At 55.8% G+C, this 19,507-nt stretch carries 17 protein-coding genes; 1 reads left to right on the top strand and 16 read right to left on the bottom strand.

The window, feature by feature from the left end; translation table 11 throughout:
• The first annotated feature begins 14 nt into the window (after positions 1-14).
• Positions 15-3,152 carry a PilC/PilY family type IV pilus protein gene (locus PLO63_13380; protein ID HOI75130.1) on the top strand — a complete coding sequence of 1,046 codons (3,138 nt, stop codon included), beginning with the start codon at positions 15-17 and terminating at the stop codon, positions 3,150-3,152.
• A 508-nt stretch (positions 3,153-3,660) separates the two neighbouring features.
• Here PLO63_13380 and PLO63_13375 read toward each other — a convergent pair.
• The 16 genes from PLO63_13375 to infB form a co-directional block, all read right to left on the bottom strand.
• Complete coding sequence (locus PLO63_13375; GenBank protein HOI75129.1) at positions 3,661-5,430, bottom strand: secretin and TonB N-terminal domain-containing protein; 1,770 nt, start codon at positions 5,428-5,430, stop codon at positions 3,661-3,663.
• Positions 5,427-5,930 carry a pilus assembly protein PilP gene (locus tag PLO63_13370; GenBank protein ID HOI75128.1) on the bottom strand — a complete coding sequence of 168 codons (504 nt, stop codon included), beginning with the start codon at positions 5,928-5,930 and terminating at the stop codon, positions 5,427-5,429. Before PLO63_13370 ends, PLO63_13375 begins: the two co-directional genes overlap by 4 nt.
• Positions 5,911-6,630: a type 4a pilus biogenesis protein PilO gene (gene pilO / locus PLO63_13365; protein ID HOI75127.1), complete on the bottom strand. Its 720-nt coding sequence runs from the start codon at positions 6,628-6,630 to the stop codon at positions 5,911-5,913. Before pilO ends, PLO63_13370 begins: the two co-directional genes overlap by 20 nt.
• Positions 6,631-6,633: 3 nt before the next feature.
• The gene (locus PLO63_13360; GenBank protein ID HOI75126.1) at positions 6,634-7,182 is read right to left on the bottom strand and encodes a PilN domain-containing protein; all 549 of its coding nucleotides are present in this window, start codon (positions 7,180-7,182) and stop codon (positions 6,634-6,636) included.
• The gene (pilM, locus tag PLO63_13355; protein ID HOI75125.1) at positions 7,182-8,258 is read right to left on the bottom strand and encodes a type IV pilus assembly protein PilM; all 1,077 of its coding nucleotides are present in this window, start codon (positions 8,256-8,258) and stop codon (positions 7,182-7,184) included. The genes PLO63_13360 and pilM overlap by 1 nt, the downstream gene beginning before the upstream one ends.
• A gap of 77 nt (positions 8,259-8,335) precedes the next feature.
• Positions 8,336-8,563: a septum formation initiator family protein gene (locus PLO63_13350; protein ID HOI75124.1), complete on the bottom strand. Its 228-nt coding sequence runs from the start codon at positions 8,561-8,563 to the stop codon at positions 8,336-8,338.
• Positions 8,564-8,761: 198 nt separating this feature from the next.
• Positions 8,762-9,940, bottom strand: coding sequence for a homocysteine biosynthesis protein (locus PLO63_13345; GenBank protein ID HOI75123.1), 1,179 nt, complete (start codon positions 9,938-9,940; stop codon positions 8,762-8,764).
• Between the two features lie 10 nt (positions 9,941-9,950).
• Positions 9,951-10,397: a dUTP diphosphatase gene (dut, locus tag PLO63_13340; protein ID HOI75122.1), complete on the bottom strand. Its 447-nt coding sequence runs from the start codon at positions 10,395-10,397 to the stop codon at positions 9,951-9,953.
• A 15-nt stretch (positions 10,398-10,412) separates the two neighbouring features.
• The gene (locus PLO63_13335; protein ID HOI75121.1) at positions 10,413-11,669 is read right to left on the bottom strand and encodes a pitrilysin family protein; all 1,257 of its coding nucleotides are present in this window, start codon (positions 11,667-11,669) and stop codon (positions 10,413-10,415) included.
• A gap of 4 nt (positions 11,670-11,673) precedes the next feature.
• Entirely contained in the window at positions 11,674-13,779 is a 2,106-nt protein-coding gene (locus tag PLO63_13330) for a polyribonucleotide nucleotidyltransferase (protein HOI75120.1), read from the bottom strand.
• A gap of 108 nt (positions 13,780-13,887) precedes the next feature.
• On the bottom strand, positions 13,888-14,154 hold the full coding sequence (gene rpsO, locus PLO63_13325) for a 30S ribosomal protein S15 (GenBank protein ID HOI75119.1): 267 nt from the start codon (positions 14,152-14,154) through the stop codon (positions 13,888-13,890).
• Between the two features lie 18 nt (positions 14,155-14,172).
• Positions 14,173-15,129: a tRNA pseudouridine(55) synthase TruB gene (gene truB, locus PLO63_13320; GenBank protein HOI75118.1), complete on the bottom strand. Its 957-nt coding sequence runs from the start codon at positions 15,127-15,129 to the stop codon at positions 14,173-14,175.
• Complete coding sequence (locus PLO63_13315; GenBank protein ID HOI75117.1) at positions 15,126-16,082, bottom strand: bifunctional oligoribonuclease/PAP phosphatase NrnA; 957 nt, start codon at positions 16,080-16,082, stop codon at positions 15,126-15,128. The genes truB and PLO63_13315 overlap by 4 nt, the downstream gene beginning before the upstream one ends.
• On the bottom strand, positions 16,066-16,395 hold the full coding sequence (gene rbfA / locus PLO63_13310; protein ID HOI75116.1) for a 30S ribosome-binding factor RbfA: 330 nt from the start codon (positions 16,393-16,395) through the stop codon (positions 16,066-16,068). Before rbfA ends, PLO63_13315 begins: the two co-directional genes overlap by 17 nt.
• Positions 16,358-16,765, bottom strand: a complete 408-nt coding sequence (locus PLO63_13305; protein HOI75115.1) for a DUF503 domain-containing protein — start codon at positions 16,763-16,765, stop codon at positions 16,358-16,360. The genes rbfA and PLO63_13305 overlap by 38 nt, the downstream gene beginning before the upstream one ends.
• Before the next feature lie 43 nt (positions 16,766-16,808).
• On the bottom strand, positions 16,809-19,457 hold the full coding sequence (gene infB / locus PLO63_13300) for a translation initiation factor IF-2 (GenBank protein HOI75114.1): 2,649 nt from the start codon (positions 19,455-19,457) through the stop codon (positions 16,809-16,811).
• Positions 19,458-19,507: the final 50 nt, after the last annotated feature.

Here is a 19,507-nt window from a genome sequence, read left to right as displayed (position 1 = left end):
ACCGGAGGAGACCCATGAAGCGTTCGGCTTGTTTTCTATTGATGTTGTTTGTTTGCCTGGTCCTGCCGTTGACGGCAAACGCCCAGGAGGATGAGGCGGACGAGTCCGCTCTGTTCACCTCCCTGGCGCCGGACGCACTGATCGTTCTCGACCTTTCGGGAAGCATGAACTGGGCGGCCGCCGGAGAATACATGTATGCAGCCAGCTGTTCCTCCGACGGGCCGTTCTATAACGATCCCGCTGCAGGCCTCATAAAGTGCACGATCAGTACGACGAATGTCCCCAAATACGGAACAACGAATTGTGACGGGGCTTTCTACAAGACCAGCCATACTGGTTATACAACCAACTGCAGCCGCCTTTCCATCGCCAAGCGGGGGCTATTTGAAATCCTGGACGACAACAACGACACGTACATCAACCTTCAGGACTCAAACAGTCTGGGAATCCGGCTCGGGTACATGCGCTATTACAATTGCGGATCCGATGAAAGCGGGAGCTACTCAAGCGGCTGCAACATGGTCCTGAAGACCATCGACACCAAGTACAGCTCCATCTATTGCGGCAAAACTTCGAGCTGCTCAACCACCGATGTCGGATCAAGTTCGACCATCTCCGGGGCCACCGCCACAGGCGGCACACCACTGGCAGGCGCCCTGACAGAAGCCAAGTCATACCTTGACTACCACAAAAACACCGACAGCGCGGCTCTATGCCGCTCGAAGTTCGCCATCCTGATCACCGACGGTGCCGACACCTTTGCCTGCAGCGGCAATGGCCAGGAAAACCAGGTGGATCAGTACAAGCGTCGGCGGGCCTTCGTGGAAAAAGCACGGGCGCTTTCCGCCGCCGGCTACCGCACCTTCGTAATCGGCTTTGGAGCCGCCATGCCCCACTTCCTCAAAAACACCTTGAACTGGGCCGCCTACCTCGGAGGCACAGACAACCCCCAGGCAACCAATACAGGGAACCCGACGGCCTATACCGAGGTGACATCCCCGTGTACGGCCGTTACGGTCACCAGCGGCAGCCAGTGCCTGGCCACGGCGGATTACAATGCAGCGAATTCAATCTGTTACCATACCCTGACGGGTGAAGAGGGCCATTACTACTCCCCCAACGACCCCGGGGAACTGTCCCTCTCCGGGTATGCCTTCATCGCTTCGAACCCGGCTGAGCTCTCCTCAGCCCTGAAGGCGGCCTTCACGATCATTCGCGAGGCAACCTATTCCTTCTCCCAGGCCTCCGTCCAGTCGACCCGGACGCAGGACGAGAATTTCATCTATGAAGGCTCCTTCCAGCCCGTGACAAACGATCCCTTCTGGCTCGGGCACCTGAGGAAATACAACATCAATACCGACGGAAGTGTCGGCAGCGTGGTCTGGAACGCGGGCACCATTCTCCAGTCCCGGGGGGCCGACACCCGGACCATGTATACGTACGTGGGAGGAGCCCTGACAGCCTTCACGACGAGCATTGCCAGAAGCTATTTCAACGCCGATTCCGATGCCGAACGGAACATGATCGTAGGATATCTGCGCGGCGAATCCGCTTACAACTTCGATTACTGGAAACTCGGGGACGTGTTCCGCTCCAACCCGATCACCATCAGCACGCCGTCATCCTTTTTTAATGACACCCGAGACGCCAACAACGCGTTTTCCGCGTTTCGATCGAGCCACGCCAGGACCTCCGCCATCGGGAACCGGGTCATCCTCGCCGGCGCCAATGACGCCCAGATGCATGCATTTAAGACAAGTGACGGTGAGGAGGCGTGGAGCTTCATCCCTCCCAATTTCCTGTACCGACTCAAGTCGCTTGCCCATTCAACCCATCCCACGCTGCTGGCCCATGCCTATTACGTGGACGGGCAGGTAACCGTATCCGAGTACTGGACCGGTAGCGGTGACGGCACCAGCAAGACATCCACCGACTGGAAGAGCATCCTCGTCTTCGGCCTGGGCAGGGGCGGAAGCACAACCCTCTGGAGTTCATCCGCTTCCTGTGACACCGGCTTCAATTCCACATACAGCACGACATACTCCAACTATTGCGGATTCTATGCCTTGAACGTAACCAATCCGCTAACCCCGACATACCTGTGGCGCATCATGCCTTCCAGCACCCAGGCGCCGTACCTGGGAGATCCCTGGAGCCGCATGCAGATCGGACGGGTCAGTATCCTGGGGAACGAAAAATGGGTGGGTTTCATCGGAGCCGGCTACAATGCCTCCGAGTGCGCCGGCGGCGGAACCTGCGATCCCCGGGGCAAGGGGTTTTACATTATTGACCTGGCGGACGGTACCGTCCTGTGGAGCTACACCCGGTCGGACAATACGAACATGAATTACAGCCTCCCGGCCCCTCCGGCCATTGCCGATACGGACAATGACAACTTCATCGATACAGTTTACATTGGAGACCTTGGTGGAAGCATGTGGCGATTCAAGATGTGCTCTGCTGCGGATCTCGCCAGCAATCCCTACTGCACGACATCGAGCTGGTCGGGAGGTTATCTCTTTGCCGCCTCTACCGGTACCATACGACCCATTTTCACGAGTCCCGCCGTCGCGAAAGACAAGCAGAACAACTTGTGGATATACTGGGGCACGGGTGACAAGTCGGATCCGACGGCGTCCAACGCTCAGGAAAAATTCTTCGGCCTTAAGGACAATGACCGGACGACATCATACTCGATCAATGACCTTGAAAATATTACAACAGGAACCTACGACACCGCCTCGACCACAAAGAAAGGGTGGTACATCAACCTCGCCGGCCAGGGTGAAAAGATGCTGGCCGACCCCACGGTCTATGGAGGCGTTGTTTATTTCACATCCTATACACCTCCGATCGGGAGCGATCTCTGCTCACAGGCTGGGACAGCAAAACTCTATGGCGTGAACTATACGACGGGTGGTGCGGCCCTGACGACCAGTACGGGAACAGCCCGCAGTGTCACGCTCGGCGTGGGGATCCCCTCCGCACCGGTCATCTCCCTGAAGCCGGGATCGTCGCCGGTGCCGGATCTCTACGTGACCGTCAGCGGAGGTGCCGGAACGGGTGCCAGCACGATGCGTGCTGACATCAACCCCGTGTCGCCATCCAATCGAACGAACATGCTCTACTGGAGGGACCGGCGCCTGCAATAGCGATCCGCCTAGCGAAGAGCGGATTCGGGAGTCAATAGCCAAACCCATGAAAGGGGACAGACACGTCGAGTCTGTCCCCTTTCTTTATAATTCTTGGGTCCTCCATCTACTGAAACCGCTCGGATAAAGGAAGATTCCCTCTCGATTGTCTGGAGCCCCTTGTTTTCTGCACGCTCCGGGAATGCCTCCATCCTCCATTCCGCCATTCATCATTGCGCATTGCGGTGCGCGCACCCATCAATGAACGGATCTACTCCAAGTACAGGACGTGGATCAAGCCATCGACCTTGTGGAGGCAATCTAAACCCCGGTGGGCACTGCAATGATAAAAGCGAAAGATTCTTGACACTACCCAGTTGCGCTTCTCTTCGCTCGCTGTGATCAACTTGCGGCGGGACTTGCACCCGCATGAGTGCGGCCATTCTGGGCGTACAAGAGAAAGCCCCTCCCCGAGCAATTATGCAGGGAGGGGCTTCCCATGTCTCCAGGTTCTGTTCTGCGCGTCCGTCTATCCTTCCGCTGACATCAACGCCGGCTCGGCAAAAACCGCTGTATCCGTCGAATTGATGATCTTTGGCGTGACAAAGATAAGCAACTGCGTTTTCTTCTTCGTGATGTCTTCCGTCTTGAAAAGCCAGCCCAGAACAGGGATCTTATGGATCCATGGAACCCCCGTTACGGCCTCCGTGTCCGTGGTTTTCATGATTCCACCAATGACGATCGTATCGCCGTCTCTCACGACAACCGTGGACTCGATCTCGCTCTTGTTGATCGGTGGGTTGTTCTGCAGGCTTGCGGCCCTAGCGTAGTCTGCATAGTCGTTGGACGCCTTGATCTCCATCGATATCTTTCCATCCGGCGTCAAACGGGGTTTCACCTCCAGCTTCAGGACTGCTTCCTTGAAGGATACCGTGGCCGGACTTGTGGAGGATGCCGGTGTCACGTACGGTACATCCTCACCCTGCTTGATAATGGCCTTGACATTATCCATCGTCGTTATTTTCGGAGAAGATATGATACGGGTCTCACTGATTGTTTCACTGGCGGCGAGCTGCACGTCCAGAACCGCCTTGGAGCTTCCCAGGACGATGCCGAGCGTCGGAGATGTTATGGTTGAGGCCATGGGCAGGAAATTCACAGCCAGGGCCTCACTGGTAAGGCCTATCCCCGTGGGCGGAGTGGTCACGAGAGAATTCAGCAGGGACGGGTTGGTTCCTCCTGCCGCACCATAAGGATAACTGTTTGCACCTCCCAGACCGGTGCCACCGGCCGCCCATTGAACGCCCAGATTCCGGATGAAACTGTCCGTCGTCTCGATGATCTTCGCTTCAATGGACACTTGCCGCAGCCGACCCTTCTCGACGAGCTGTTTCTGTTCTTCTTCCTTGCGGGCCAGTTCCGATTTTCTCTGTTCGTCTTCGATGGCCTTCCTGTCGGCTGTTTCTTTTTTCAGTTTATCCTGGGTTATGATGGAGATAACGTCACCCGATTCCCTTTTCGTCAGGCTGTTCAGGGAAAGAATCGTATCCAGGGCCTGATCCCAGGGAACATTCTTCAGGGTAATGGTAACGCTCCCCTTGATGTCCTCTGCCGAAACGATGTTTTTCCCGCTCACTTCGGAAAGGAGACGAAAGACGGAACGGATGTTCGCGTCCTGGAAATCGATGGAAATTCTCTGGCCGGTGTATTTCGCTTTTTCCCCGTCCGCTGCATCCAGGTCGTAAGATTTTGCGACCTGTACCGGTTTGGTTTCCGCCGGTGCCTGCCCGAGAAGAAGCGCCTTGCTGGAAACTACCGGCGTTTTCGTCGAGGCGGACGGCTTTACGACCGGCACGGAAGGCTTTACAACCGGTGCGGCAGGCTTCGCGAGCGCCAGCGTGGTCACATTGAAATCTACAAGTATAGAACGACTGCTCTGCCTGACGACGAACGGTACCCGCTCCTTCAGGCTGACATCCACGGCGACCCAGCTTCGGCTCCCTGATCCTTTGCCGTCAGCAACAATACTCTTGATGTTGTCTAATTCTCCAGCTCCATGGGTCCGTTTGAGCTTGTCCGGCACGGAAGCCCCTTCCAGCCGAATTCGCACAATGTTTCCATCCCGTTCCTCCACTGTGAATGAAGCGGGTTTCGATACCAGGATATTGACCCGCTCCTTCCCGGTCGGATGATCGAATGTGATGCCTTCCAATACAGCTGGATCGGCGGCATTTCCTCCAGGCAGAAGGACGGCCAGTACAAAGAAAACGACGAGTAGTCCCTCAATCAATCGCTTCATGGTTTCACCCCTTCATCCTTGTGAAGCAGAATCGGAATCCGCTTCGCTTTCACCTTTCCTCCGCCCTCTCGCAACCTCTCCTCCACGATGATCCGATCGGCCAGGATCTCCACCACGCGGCCATCGTTTTGTCCAATGTACGTGCCAGACACCACGGGATAAAACTTTTTGGCGATTTTATCCTCCATCATGGCGACACGACTGGCTTTGCCAACGGCAATACCCACCAGGGAAAACTGTTCCAGAGACAGATTCTGCAACGGGGAGATGGGGCCCATTTTCCGGCGGCCGGTTGTCTTTTTGACCACCAGCGGCTTGTTCAACTCGATAAAGGGCTTGAACGGATCCGGCTTCCCTGCTGGAACATACCGGTACGTCTCCACCGGAACCTGCGGCTGTGGAACCGGCTGTACCGCCGTCTGGGTCCATCCGTCGGCCGCCATCAACAGAAACGCTCCACAGGCGGCTATTCCCATCCAACTACGGTTTTTTCTTTTCATCGGCCTTATCCAGGAACATGTATGTCTTGATGATACAGGATGTTGTAAGGACCCTCTGACCTTTCAGATCCTTTCCCTCTCCCATGGTTATTTCTTCGACATTCACGATTCGCGGAAGCTTGGCCACCTTGTCGAAGAAGACGGCCGCACTGTGAAACGGGCCGTTCACAGAGACCTTTACGGGGATTTCCTCATAGAATGATACGGGCTCAGCCTGCTTCCCCTTTGCTCCCTTGGCCGGTTCCCCTGCCTTTGCATCCGGAGTCTTCTGTTCCGCCCGCTGGTCGGAAGGCTTCAGATTCTGGGCGACCTGTGGCTGCGCCTCTGTTTTCTTCTCCGGGGCCTTCGGTTCAAAGAGAACAAACTCAACCCCCGCCTCCTTTCCGGCTTCCGCAACAGCCAGGAAAAGTCCGGGAATTTCCCTCTGGTTTGGAAGTTTGGTGAGAGCCAGTTGGTATGCATCCTTGAGGGCCTGCACTTCCTTTATAAACTTATCCCTCTGCTTGGCGATGCGGTCTTTCTCGTCAATCTGCTGATCCAGGGTCGCCTTTTTTTCTTCCAGTCCCTTCTTCTTCTCCAGAGCGCCTTCCAGGTAGAAGAACCAGAAAAAATACCCTAGCAGGAGAAGGACCGCGCAAAGAATTCCGATCTTCGCCGGCATGGACAACTTCTTCAGATCCTCCAGGGACGACAGGGCCATGGCTCACATGCTCCTTCTGGTGATGCACTTCAGGGTAAATTGCTGTAGTTTGCGGCCGGTAAGATCTTTTTGCCTGGAGGAGACGAGATCGACAGACTTGATGAATGAGGCCGTTTCAAGACTTTTCATGAATCTGGCAACGGCAATGCTGTCCACGGCCATTCCCTCGATGGTCAGATTCGTCCCTGTTTCCGCAATCTTTTCGAGCCAAATCTCCTTTACCGGAACCAGGGATGTAAACTGGTCCAGCATTCGCACGGGATAAAGACGGTTCTCCTCCAGCTTCTGGATAATGGAAAGCTTTTTCTCCATCAACAATTTATCGGCCTTGAACGTTTCCACCTCGCCGACAATTTTGTTCAGAACCGCAAGTCTTTGTTCATTATTTGCAATATCCGATTCAAGGCTGCTCGTTGTCATGATCATGTAGGCAGCCACGGAACCCAGGAGGACAAGAAACAGGAGAATCACTCCGGCATAGACGAACAACTCCGCTTTTGTGTCTTCTTTTTTCTTCTTCTCAACGTATGGGAGCAGATTGATGCGGATCATTAGTCGCCAATCCTCCTCAATGCGAGACCCACCCCTACCGCGGCAATCGAGGCGATGCGATCCATGGTGTCCGGATCCAGCTTCTTCCTGTTGATGCCGATCTTCCGAAAGGGATTGACGATCTCGGTTTCAATGTTGAGTCTCTGATACAGTTCTCCTGCTAATCCCGGCAGGTTGGCTCCTCCGCCGGAAAGGATGATCTTCTTGATGGATGCGCCTCCATAAGAAGACTGAAAATATTCAATGGATCGTTCTATCTCCAGGATCAGGGGCTCGGCGAAGGAAAGGAGGCTGGCCATGACCTCACGCCGGGCAGCGTCGTCGAAGGCCATCTTCCCGGCTTTGACCTGATCCGCTTCTTCAAACGTCAACCCGAACCGCTCTTGAATCGCCTCCGTGACGGCATTCCCTCCGAGCGTGAAATCGCGTGTAAAAACAGATGTTGCGCTCTTGATGACGCTTATGTTCGTAATGGTCGCCCCGATATTCACAATCACGACCATCTCGTTTTCCTGATAATCGTAATTCTCTTCGTACATGGTCTCCAGGGCAAAGGAATCGACATCCATGATTGCAACGGAGAGGCCCGCATCCATAAGGGCATCCACGAAGCTGTTGACCGCCTCTTTCTTGGCGGCAACGATGAGAACATCCATCTGGTTCGGATTGTATTCCGAGGCTCCGAGGATCTCGAAGTCAAAATTGATATCATCCATGTTGTCGAAGGGAAGGTACTTGGCCGCTTCATCCCGGATCAGCTCACGAAGCTCCTCCTCTTCCATGGTGGCAAAATTGACTTTCTTCACGATCACGGAATGACCGGACAAGGATGTAACAATCGCTTTCTTGCTGCAGCCGGAATTTTTAAACAGTTCTTTAACTTTTTCAGTGAGGGCTCTCTGGTCGACCAGCAAGCCGTCGACGATAATGCCTCTGGGAAGGGGGATCTGAGAAAAGTGATTTAAAAGATAGCCATCAGCGGAATCCAGAACTTCCACCAGTTTCAGTGAACTGGACCCGATATCCAGTCCCACAACCTGTTTCTTTCCGGCAAACAAGTTTCTGATATCGAACATGGGATCACCACAAAAGAAATGGGTTCGTCACTCTCCTCCTGCCGCTGATGCCGGCAAGCGGGCTATTTCCGTCACACTTATTTCGGAAATCGATATACAACGTCTCCTTTCTTGACCATGCCCAACTCATTGCGGGCCACCATCTCAATGTAACCCAGATGGTTTTTCAGCAAATCGATTTTCTTCTGATACTCCCTGTTCTCTTGTACGATATCCTCATTCGCTTGCTGGATGGCTGCCAGCTTCTTGCCCATCCTGTAATTATCCAGCAACCCCCGGTTTCCGAAGGTGATGAGAATCGCCATAAACATTATGAATACGAAAAGATACCTACCTACCCGCATAATATTTAGATTGAGACAGGTATTTCGTTACGCAATTTGGATAGGAAATATAAAGCAAATTTAAACGCTTTGCAACATAAAATCAAATTCAGGATAAAATGATTGAGTTGGAACTTACAATTGGTCAAAAAATGTAAGGCAAAGGGTAGGATGGAATGCTTATTGAGCATCCACCGTTGGCAGGCTCTGTTGAGGTTCGCCGAGCAAAAAATCTCCCCGCTCGATCCAATCCTTGAGGATAACTGCAATTTCCCTGGCTTTATACATACTGGACAACGGCGCCGTCGGCACATCTTTCTCAAACAGCCGAACCGAACCGCTCCGGAGTTCCTTGTAATTCACTTCCGCTAGGCTTTTTGCTGCCCCCTTCGGATAATCCATCCCATAGTCATAAACCTGTGTAACAATCTCTTCATCCCGGACCGCTGTGAAACGGGCCATTTCTTCGTTCAGGATGGGAATCGGAATACCGATCCCTACGAAAAGGGATACGCCATACCCGAGAATGCTTGCGCCGACGATCCAATCCGGAGACATTTCCTTCAGGTTTCCAATTGTTGCAATTGTACCAGCCCCCTCCCGAGGCACACCGTTTTTCCCCCTCACGGCATTCGGATTATGCTGGGTCCCGGGCCAGGCACAGAATCCCTGGGCTCCGCCCAGGAAAATGCGTGTACCGATACCTATGGTCCGGTAGTAAGGGTCATTAAAGAGCGGGCTGAGCTGGCCGGATGTCGAATAATTCGCATTTCCGGCCCGGGGTCGCAGCATCCCCATATAGGTGTAGATTGTGCGGTCCGAAAGATTCACGGCGCAACTGTAGTTCTGATAGGCATTCCGGGGATTGAAAAGAGTCCCGTCTCTAAGATCGTGGATGGTGATGTTTTTCTCGAACTTACGGAGGGGATAGCAGTCCGTTCCATAGGATTCAGCCCGCAACCGGATCAGGTTTCCTGCAACCAGGTCTTCTAGCACGTGGCCGCCACCGTAGTTGAACTCGCCCGGGTACACACTGTTGAGAGGATCGCCCTCCACCACCTCCGTCGCCCCGATGTAACAATCCACCGCGGCGATTCCGGCATAGGCCGGCACGTCGTTGAGCCATACCTTGGAGGCTTTGATTTTTGGGGACGTGTGCCCAAAGTTCAGAAACGCACCGGATGAACACATGGGGCTGAACGTACCGGTCGTCACCACATCGACTCGACGGGCCGCCTCGACGTCCCCATGACGCTCGACGATATCGATCATCTCTTCCGCCGTAACAACCACAGCTCTTCCCTGGCGGATCCGATCGTTGATCTCCCGATAGCTCTTGGCAACCCGATGTTTCTTCATGCTTCCACCCTCATTCCGTATGGCCGAAACCGCCTTCTCCCCGAAGCGTGGAATCGAGGTGTTCCCGCTCAACCCAGATCACCCTGGCCACCCGCTGCACGACAAGTTGTGCGATTCGATCCCCCCTTCGAACGGTAAAGGGGGTACGGCCGTGATTGATGAGGAGAATGCCAATCTCTCCCCGGTAGTCTGCATCGATCGTTCCCGGGGTATTCACCAGTGTTATTCCGTGGTTGAGAGCCAGTCCGCTGCGGGGCCGAACCTGAGCCTCAAAACCCGCCGGGAGGGAGATGGCGAATCCGGAGGGAATCCTCACTCTTTCTCCCGGCTGGATGACCGTATCTCCCGTCACGGCCGCGTGAATATCCATCCCTGCGGAATGCATGGTCATATAGCATGGAAATGGCAGTCCCGTACCACCGGGAAGACGCTGAATGGCCAGTTCCAGGATTTCCATGTCAGGCGTATGCAATCACGGATGGAGAATAGCAAGGGTCAGGTCCTTTTCGGAAACCCTCCCCGTTGCCGCTACCGATATCTTGTCGGGATTGAACATTTCCCGGGCAAGTTCCAGGACATCCAGACATTCCACGGCATCAATGGCTGAGACGGTCTCTTCCGGTGGAATCTGCCGTGCGAAACAGATTTCGTTTTTTGCCAACCTGGTCATATGGTTGTCGGTGCTTTCCATGCTCAGGAGGAAGTTGCCCTTGATCAATTCCTTGGCCCCCCGGAGTTCCTGGTTTGTCAAAGGCTCGCTGGCCAGACGCAGCATCTCGTCCATAACCACCCCGACCACTTCCCGGACCTTGCTGTCACTTGTTCCCACATAGATGCCCAGCATTCCCGTGTCCAGATAGGGGGTCAGGTAGGAATGAACGGCATATGCCAATCCCCGTTTCTCGCGGATTTCCTGAAAGAGCCGGGAACTCATGCTCCCGCCGAGAACGGCATTCATCAGAAAGCCGGCGTATCGTCTCGGATCGATGGATGATGGAGCCGGCGTGCCGATAATCAGATGCACCTGTTCCAAATCCTTCTCCAGGGATCCTATCCGGGGAGTGATCATGGGAACATTCGTCACCTCCCGGACAGCATCTCGTTGAAGTCCCGAAAAGGAGGACTTCACAAGGCGAACCAGCGTTTCATGTTCCAGCCGCCCGGCCGCCGAGATGACTAGATTCTCCCCCCGGTAACGCGGGGAGAAAAACTGCGTCAGGGACTCCCTGCTGAAGCCCTCGACTCTCTCCTTCGTCCCCAGTACGGGAAGCCCGAGTGGATGCCCGTCCCAGAAGAGAGCCTCGAAGAAATCATGGATCTGCTCGTCCGGTGTGTCCTCCAACATATGAATTTCCTGGAGAACAACCGATTTCTCACGCTGGATCTCCTCCGGATCGAAAACGGATTCCTGAAGGATGTCCGCCAGGAGATCGATCGCCATGGGCAGATGATAGTCGGGGATCTTGACGTAGAGGGATGTCAGTTCTTTGCCTGTAAAGGCATTGAGGACGCCTCCGACCGAATCGATGGCCGATGCGATGTCGAAGGCGGACCGCTTCCGGGTCCCTTTGAAAAGCATGTGCTCAACAAAGTGAGACATGCCATTGGTCAATCCGTCTTCATACCGCGTCCCGCACTGAACCCATACCCCTATCGTGATCGACCGGACATGGTCGATGCTCTCCGACACGACCCGGATGCCGTTATCGAGAATGCTTTTCCGGATCATGCTTTCACAGGGCTTCCTTGCGGCTGAGGCGGATCTTTCCGGCCTTGTCGATCTCCAGGACCTTCACCATGACTTCATCCCCTTCCTGGAGAATGTCGGTCACCTTGTTCACCCGCTCCTTGGCCAACTGGGAAATATGAATCAGGCCTTCGGTCCCCGGCAGAATTTCGACGAAGGCGCCGAAATCGACGATCTTTTTCACTGTTCCCCGATATATCTTGCCGATCTCAGCATCCTCGGTCAGCCATTTCACCATGGCAACGGCGCGGGCCGAAGCCTCGGCGTCGCTGGAGGCAATCGTCACGGTCCCGTCGTCTTCCACGTCGATGGTCACACCCGTTTCGCTGATAATCTGGCGGATGTTTTTCCCGCCCGTCCCAATGACATCCCTCACCCGTTCCGGGCGAACCTTCACGGTCGTGATTCTCGGGGCATAAATGGAAATGTCGCTTCTGGCCTGGGAGAGTGTCTCCTTCAGTTTTCCGATGATATGCAAGCGGCCTTCCTTGGCCTGCTGCAGGGCCTGGCGGAGGATTGCCTCCGTGAGGCCGTCGATCTTGATGTCCATCTGCAGGGCTGTGACACCGTTTTTCGTACCGCAGACCTTAAAGTCCATGTCACCTGCATGATCCTCGTCGCCCAGGATGTCGGACAGAACGGCTACATCTTCCCCTTCTTTCAGGAGACCCATGGCAATGCCTGCCACGACGTCCTTCACAGGAACACCGCCATCCATGAGGGCCAGAATACCCCCGCAAACGGTGGCCATGGAAGACGAGCCATTCGAGGAAAGAATCTCGGAAACGATCCGAATCGTGTAGGGGAATTCCTCCGACGATGGCAATACCGGTACCAGGGCTCGCCGCGCCAAGTTCCCGTGTCCGATCTCCCGACGGCCCGGGCTTCTCAGCGGTCTCGCCTCACCCACGCTGTAAGGCGGGAAATTGTAGTGCAGAAGGAAGGATCGGAACTCTTCCCCCATGATGAAGTCGAGTCTTTGTTCATCGGACGAAGTACCCAGCGTCAGGGAGGCCAAGGCCTGGGTTTCACCCCTTGTGAACAGGGCCGAACCATGCGCTCTCGGCAGGATGCCCGTTTCCGACCATATCGGTCGGATTTCAGTGTAAGCACGGCCATCGATTCTCTTCTTTTGTCCCAGGATCATGCCCCGCAGGACCTGCCTTTCCAGGTCCTCAAAAATTCCCCGGGCCTGTGGCGCCGATGCCTCATTTTCTTCTGTAACCGTCTTCAGAACGGTGTCCCTCAGGGCATCCAGTTGGGCATAACGGTCATGCTTCCCAGGCGTCACATAGGCCTGCTGCAATCCAGGCAGGGCCAGTTCCTTGATCCGCAGTGCAAGCGCTTCATCCACCTTCGGCGGTTCAATCACCCGCTTCGGTTGACCGATGGCTTCCCGCATCTTGTCCTGGAGATCAATCACCGCCGCGAGTTCGTCCAAACCACATTGTATGGCATCCACCAACACGTCTTCCGCGACTTCTCTGGCCTCCCCTTCCAGCATGACAAGGTTTATATCGTAGGGCTTTCCGCCGGTACCTGGAGTGACCTTTCGTCCGACGAGAAATAGGCTGAAGTCGCTCTGGGTCATCTGCTCCTGTGAAGGGTTACAGACAAATCGGCCGTCAATTCTTCCCACACGAACCCCACCGACGGGACCCTTGAAAGGAATGTCCGATATTTCCAGGGCGGCCGAGGCACCCAGCATGGCCGCTACATCCGGATTGTTCTCGTTGTCCACCGACAGCACCGTCGCCACGATCTGGGTTTCGTAAACATATCCCTTAGGGAAAAGGGGACGAACGGAGCGGTCAACGATTCGCGAGGTGAGAACTTCCCGTTCGTTGGGACGTCCTTCACGCTTGAAGAAGCCACCGGGAATCTTTCCTGCGGCAGAAGTCATTTCCTGATAATCTACTGTAAGGGGTAGAAAATCGAGTCCTTCCCTCCTGCTTTTGACGGCCACGGCTGTCACGAGAACAACCGTGTCTCCATATTGGACGAGCGCACTGCCGTTGGCCTGGCCCGCCATGTAATTCACCTTGACCGAAATCGGTCTTCCGGCAAAATCTGTACTAAAGACTTGACTCATCGTATTTTTCCTCTTTTTCAGTCGATCCTTGATCGGGCAAGGAATGTAAGGATTCCATGCATTCCTCTCCCGTTTCCGGGATCGGCGGCACGGTTTTCGGACCGCGCATTACTTCCGGAGACCCAGCCGGGAGATGATGCTTCGATAGCGATCCACATCGCTTTTCTTCAGGTAATCCAGCAGCCTTCGCCGCTGGCCGACAAGCTTCAAGAGCCCCCTGCGGGAATGGTGGTCCTTCTGGTGCATTTTGAAATGCTCCGTCAGATACTCGATGCGGGCGCTGAGGAGGGCAATCTGCACCTCCGGGGAACCGGTATCTCCCTCATGGAGTTGATAGCTCTTGATGATGTCTTTTCTCTTCTCCGTATCTAACACCTCTATATCCTCCCTCTTTCACTGATTTCGGTCTATGCTGGACGGAAGAAATACTCGCAGGAGCCTCGCCGCCTGAATATCTCCCTTTTCGGTCAGCAGTTCTTCCGAAGAAAAAAGCATCTCGGCAACGGCGACCAGTTCTCCTTGCACATTCAATACTTTTATCATATCTCCGGGGGCAAGAAAAGGGATATCAACCCCCCGGAGCGCATCCACCCTGGGCTGTCCGCCATCCAGGATTCTCCCTTCCTCATCCGCGTCGACGGTAACGGCACGGACACCACTCCCCAAGGCTTCCGCCATGGGGATCACGGCCTCCAGCAGGACGCTCCGGGCCTCCTCCCGTGTCATGCCGTCGAAAAACACGGCATTTTCAACCGCAAAAGGACCGTTTCGAAGGCGTCGCAACTCTGTGAGGCAGGCCCCGGAGCCAAGGGCTTCTCCAATGTCTGCACACAGAGACCGGATATAGGTCCCTTTCGAGCATGCAACCCGCAGGGTCAGGTACGGAAGCCGGATCTCTTCGACATCGAGACGGTAAATATCCACCCATCGGGGAGGCGACGAAACGGCTTCCCCCCGCCTGGCTCTCCGGTGGAGAGGCTCCCCATGCAGTTTGATGGCGGAGTACACGGGGGGCACCTGTCGGATCCGGCCTATGAACCGGGGGATTGCTTCCTCAATGTCTACGGATGAAACATGAACCTCCCGTTCTGAAAGGATCCGTCCCTCGCGGTCCAGGGTATCCGTCGTTGTCCCCAGGAGCAGCGTCGACCGGTATTCCTTGATCCCCTCCATCAGAAAAGGGGCCAGTTTTGTCGCCTCCCCCAGGCACACCGGAAGAACTCCCGTAGCAAGCGGATCCAGGGTCCCCGTATGGCCCGCTTTCCGGATGCCCAGCGTCCTCCTCACATCCTGAACGACGCGATGAGACGTCCTTCCCGCCGGCTTGTCCACGACTACGACACCATTCATTCCGACAGGACCGCTTCGATCTCCTCCAGGACCCGCCGCACGACATCCGCCAGTTCGCCCTCCAACCGGCAGGCAGCGGCATTCATGTGGCCCCCGCCACCAAAAGAACGGGCCACCTTCTCGATATTAACCCTTCCCTTGGAGCGCAGGCTGACCTTGTACGACCGATCCGCGACCTCCGTGAAAAGGACGGAAACCTGCACCCCCCTGATACCCCGGGGAAAATCGACAAAGCCTTCCGTATGCTCGAAGAGCGCTCCGGAGGCGGCAAAATCGGCCAGCGTCACAACCATCAGTCCGACCTTTCCGTCGAGCTGAAACTCCATAGTCGCCATCGCCCTCGCCAGAAGCCGGATTTTTTCAAGGGGCTTGCTTTCATACACATTCTCGGAAACCCATTGCGGATTGGCTCCACTGGCCACCAGGTCTGCCGCCGCGAACAGACTGTCCCGGCCGGTGTTGCCGTAACAGAATCCTCCCGTATCCGTGAGGATTCCCGTGTAAAGGCAGTCGGCGGCTTCTTTTGACAGTTCCCACCCCAGGGCGACCGCCAGGCGATAAAGGAGTTCGGCCGTCGAACTGGCATGGGCGTCGATAAGGAACACATCGGTGAACCGGTCGTTGGAGATGTGGTGATCGATATTGACAAGCGGACCTGCCTTGCTGATTTCCTCCCACCGGTCTCCAACCCGGTCCAGTTCGCTGCAGTCGAGAAGAAACACAGCATCATACATCCGGCCGGCCGGAAGATCGAACACGACCTCGCCGGAACCCGGCAGAAAGCGGTAGTTTTCCGGAATCGCGTCCTGGGAATAGACAAGCGGTTCTTTTCCGGCGGTCTTCAGCATGTGGTAAAGCGCCAGCATGGATCCGACAGAGTCCCCATCGGGCCTGGCATGGGCGACGACGAGAAAAGACCGTCCCCGGTGGATGATATCAAGAATCTTCTGCATCGTGCTCTGCGTCTCTCTGATGAATCTCCTTGAGCAGTCCCTCGATCCGGCTCCCGTACGCAAAAGACGGGTCGTGCTTGAAAACAATATCCGGCACGTAGCGAAGATGGAGCCTGTGCCCCAACTCCCGTTTCAGAAAACCGGCTGCGCTTTCGAGTCCTTCCCACGTCTCGGCGGCCACATCGTCCTTGCCGAGTTCGACGAAGAAAATCCGTGCCATGCGAAGATCATCCGTCACACGGACATCCGTGATGGTAACGGATCCGATCCTCGGATCACGGATCTGACGACGGAGGATCTCCGAGATCTCCATCCGGATCTGGTCCGCCACCCTCTGTGCCCTCTTGAAGGGCTGCATATTTCCGCTCCTCATAGAGTGCGGGGGACATCCGCTCCGACACACTGGTTATTTCGATCATGGTCTGCAGAATTTCGGCCAGTTGCTGTTCCTGGATAAAATTCAACACCATGTCGATCTTCCGGTTCACATAGGCCCGGTCGTTTCCTACGATGCTGAACCCGATTCTCGCCCGTCCCCACAAGTCCTGCAGGCCCACCTCGGCGATGGATATATTGAACGAATTCTGTGTTCTCTTGAGGATCCGGTTCAGGACTCCCCGTTTGTCCTTGAGGGACCGGCTGTCGGGAATCAGGATTTCCAGGATTCCGGATCCGATGACCATCTTAACTCCCACCAGCCGGAATTCATATCCCGGTAGTTCATCTCTATAATTTCCGCTCGACCCGCTCCTTCACATAGGCCTCGATCACGTCTCCTTCACGGAGGTCGTTGAAGTTCTCGATGCCGATCCCGCATTCATAACCGGTCTGGACCTCCTTGACATCGTCTTTCAGGCGTTTGAGGGAAGCGAACCGGCCGTCATAGAGCACGACCCCCTGTCGAAGCAGCCTTAGTTGGGCGTTGCGGGAGATCTTGCCGTCCACGACATAGCTGCCGGCAATGGTCCCCGCCTTAGGAATCTTGAAGAGCTGGCGGACCTCCGCGTGTCCCTGGACCACATCCCGGTACTCCGGTTCCAGGAGCCCTTCCATGGCCGCCCTCATATCGGCGATTACATTATAGATGATATCGTAAGGTTTGATCTCGACGCCTTCGTTTTCCGCAAGCTCGGCAACCCGCGCATCGGGCCGGACGTTGAAACCAATGATGATGGCATTGGAGGCGGAGGCCAGCATGACGTCCGTCTCCGTCACGGTGCCGGTGGAACTGTGAATGATCTTGACCTTGATTTCATCCGTACCGAGCTTGTTGAGGGCATCTGCGAGGGCCTCGACGGACCCCTGAACGTCGGCCTTGAGGATGACGTTGAGTTCCTTAACACCCTCCTTCATTCGTTGATAAAGTTGTTCCAGGGTGATCTTGGATGTTGCGGTAAGCTCTCTCTCCCGTTCCTTGCGTACCCAGTATTCGCTGATGCTTTTGGCCTTCTTCTCGTCTTCCACACCCACAAACTCGGCCCCTACATGGGGAACCCCTGAGAATCCGATGACGACAACGGGCATGGAGGGTGGGGCTTCTTTCACCCGTCGCCCCTGGTCGTCGATCATAGCCCTGACCCGTCCGAATTCCGTCCGGGAAACAAAGGGGTCCCCTTCTTTCAGCGTGCCTTCCTGAATCAGGACAGTCGCTACGGGCCCGCGTCCACGATCAAGTGTTGACTCGATGATAATACCCCGGGCCGATTGATCCGGATCGGCCTTCAGTTCCAGCACGTCCGCCTGGAGAAGAATCATCTCCAGTAGTTCCTCGATACCCTCCTTTTTTTTCGCAGACACTTCCGAGAAGATCGTGTCTCCTCCCCATTCCTCCGAAACCAGGTTGTATTCCGTCAGTCCCTGCTTGATCCGTGGGATGTCGGCATTCGGCTTGTCGATCTTGTTGATGGCCACCATGATGGGAACGCCGGCCGACCGGGCATGGTTTATGGCCTCCACGGTCTGTTCCATGACGCCGTCGTCGGCGGCAACTACGAGCACGACGATGTCCGTGACTTGGGCTCCGCGGGCGCGCATGGCTGTAAACGCTTCGTGGCCGGGTGTGTCCAGGAATACGATGTCACGGTCCTTGATGTGGACGTGATAGGCACCAATCGCCTGGGTGATTCCGCCCGCCTCTCCTTCAATCACGTTGGTCTGGCGAATCGCGTCCAGGAGAGACGTCTTTCCGTGATCGACGTGCCCCATGATCGTCACGACGGGAGCCCGCGGCTTCAGATTCGCCGGAGCCGTCTCCGGACGCTGAATGGTTTCATCGTAATCAAAAGCGGCCGCTTCCACTTGATATCCGAAGTCACCCGCGATCAGCACAGCCGTGTCGAAGTCGATGGACTGATTGATCCCCGCCATCAACCCCAGCCCGATCAGCTTGTTGATGACTTCGCTGGCCTTGACGCCCATTTTCTTTGCCAGTTCCCCGACGGTGATGGCTTCCATCACCTTGATCCGCCGCTTGCTTGCCTTGGGAACCGTGATCTGGGGCTTCTGCATGCGGACAACCGTGGCCTTCTTCTCATCACGCCAGTGCGCCACCCGCTCGTCGGTATCCAGTTCCTGCCGGATGTCCCGCCGGTCAAGGGATTTGCGCGCCATAGACTTCTTCTTCTGACCCGGCTGCTCGCCCATGACCACTTCAATGGTCTTTTTCTTCTTGTCGGCCACCCATTTCGGCTTCTTGTCCGGTGTCCCACCCGCTGGAGGAGCTGCCGGCGGAACATCCCTCGTCACTTTTAGATCGGGCCTGCGGGGCGCTTCTTTTCTTGCACCCGGGGCGGCAGGAGCCTGCCTCGGCGAAACCGGTTCCCTTCTCACAAACGGTTTTCGGATCTCACCCGGGGCGGGCCTGGATATGACCGTGGCAGTCGTGCCGCGGGAGGGAACCTCCGGAGGCTTTTCAAGCTTCTTTTCCTCTGCAGGAGGAGCAGCCGGCTCCGTCGCTGCAGCGACCGGTTGCGCCGGTTCGGCTTCCTTTTTTAGCGGTTCCGGTGGGGTGGCCGGCGCAGCCGCAGGTTGCACCGGTTCGGCAGGCTCCGGCACGGCCGCTGCGGGCGCTTCATCCGCTTCCGCTTCCATTTCGGCTTCCGCTTCCACAGCCGTTTGCTCGGGCACTTCAGCAGGTTCTTCTTCCGCAGCCGTTCGTATCGCACGGCGCCGGATCACGGTCGACTTGATCCGCTGCTCCACAACCTCCCGAGGCTCCGGCGCCAGCAATTCTTTCTGGATCCTCTCCAGGTCCGCCTCCTCGAGCGTGCTCGAGTGAGATTTCACGATGACACCGATCTTTTCCAGGCGGGAAATGAGCTCTTTGTTGTCCAGGCCCAGCTCCTTCGCCAGTTCGTATACCCTCTTCTTCGACATCCCGACTTCCTCCGACGAAGTCCAAACAGAGGAAAACACCCTGTTGGGTC

The organism is Syntrophales bacterium, from assembly GCA_035363115.1.
Taxonomy (GTDB): domain Bacteria; phylum Desulfobacterota; class Syntrophia; order Syntrophales; family PHBD01; genus PHBD01.
Note: the sequence above shows the minus strand (reverse complement) of the source record. Positions and strands in the feature narration are given on the sequence as shown.

Excerpts from the sequence above, each read along its gene's own strand:
- rbfA (HOI75116.1), bottom strand. The coding sequence starts at position 16,395 with ATGGAGATCTCGGAGATCCTCCGTCGTCAGATCCGTGATCCGAGGATC.
- PLO63_13375 (HOI75129.1), bottom strand. The coding sequence starts at position 5,430 with ATGAAGCGATTGATTGAGGGACTACTCGTCGTTTTCTTTGTACTGGCC.
- PLO63_13315 (HOI75117.1), bottom strand. The coding sequence starts at position 16,082 with ATGCAGAAGATTCTTGATATCATCCACCGGGGACGGTCTTTTCTCGTC.
- dut (HOI75122.1), bottom strand. The coding sequence starts at position 10,397 with ATGGAAATCCTGGAACTGGCCATTCAGCGTCTTCCCGGTGGTACGGGA.
- PLO63_13360 (HOI75126.1), bottom strand. The coding sequence starts at position 7,182 with ATGATCCGCATCAATCTGCTCCCATACGTTGAGAAGAAGAAAAAAGAA.
- truB (HOI75118.1), bottom strand. The coding sequence starts at position 15,129 with ATGAATGGTGTCGTAGTCGTGGACAAGCCGGCGGGAAGGACGTCTCAT.
- PLO63_13345 (HOI75123.1), bottom strand. The coding sequence starts at position 9,940 with ATGAAGAAACATCGGGTTGCCAAGAGCTATCGGGAGATCAACGATCGG.
- infB (HOI75114.1), bottom strand. The coding sequence starts at position 19,457 with ATGTCGAAGAAGAGGGTATACGAACTGGCGAAGGAGCTGGGCCTGGAC.
- PLO63_13330 (HOI75120.1), bottom strand. The coding sequence starts at position 13,779 with ATGAGTCAAGTCTTTAGTACAGATTTTGCCGGAAGACCGATTTCGGTC.
- pilM (HOI75125.1), bottom strand. The coding sequence starts at position 8,258 with ATGTTCGATATCAGAAACTTGTTTGCCGGAAAGAAACAGGTTGTGGGA.
- pilO (HOI75127.1), bottom strand. The coding sequence starts at position 6,630 with ATGGCCCTGTCGTCCCTGGAGGATCTGAAGAAGTTGTCCATGCCGGCG.
- PLO63_13380 (HOI75130.1), top strand. The coding sequence starts at position 15 with ATGAAGCGTTCGGCTTGTTTTCTATTGATGTTGTTTGTTTGCCTGGTC.
- PLO63_13335 (HOI75121.1), bottom strand. The coding sequence starts at position 11,669 with ATGATCCGGAAAAGCATTCTCGATAACGGCATCCGGGTCGTGTCGGAG.
- PLO63_13350 (HOI75124.1), bottom strand. The coding sequence starts at position 8,563 with ATGGCGATTCTCATCACCTTCGGAAACCGGGGGTTGCTGGATAATTAC.
- PLO63_13305 (HOI75115.1), bottom strand. The coding sequence starts at position 16,765 with ATGGTCATCGGATCCGGAATCCTGGAAATCCTGATTCCCGACAGCCGG.
- PLO63_13370 (HOI75128.1), bottom strand. The coding sequence starts at position 5,930 with ATGAAAAGAAAAAACCGTAGTTGGATGGGAATAGCCGCCTGTGGAGCG.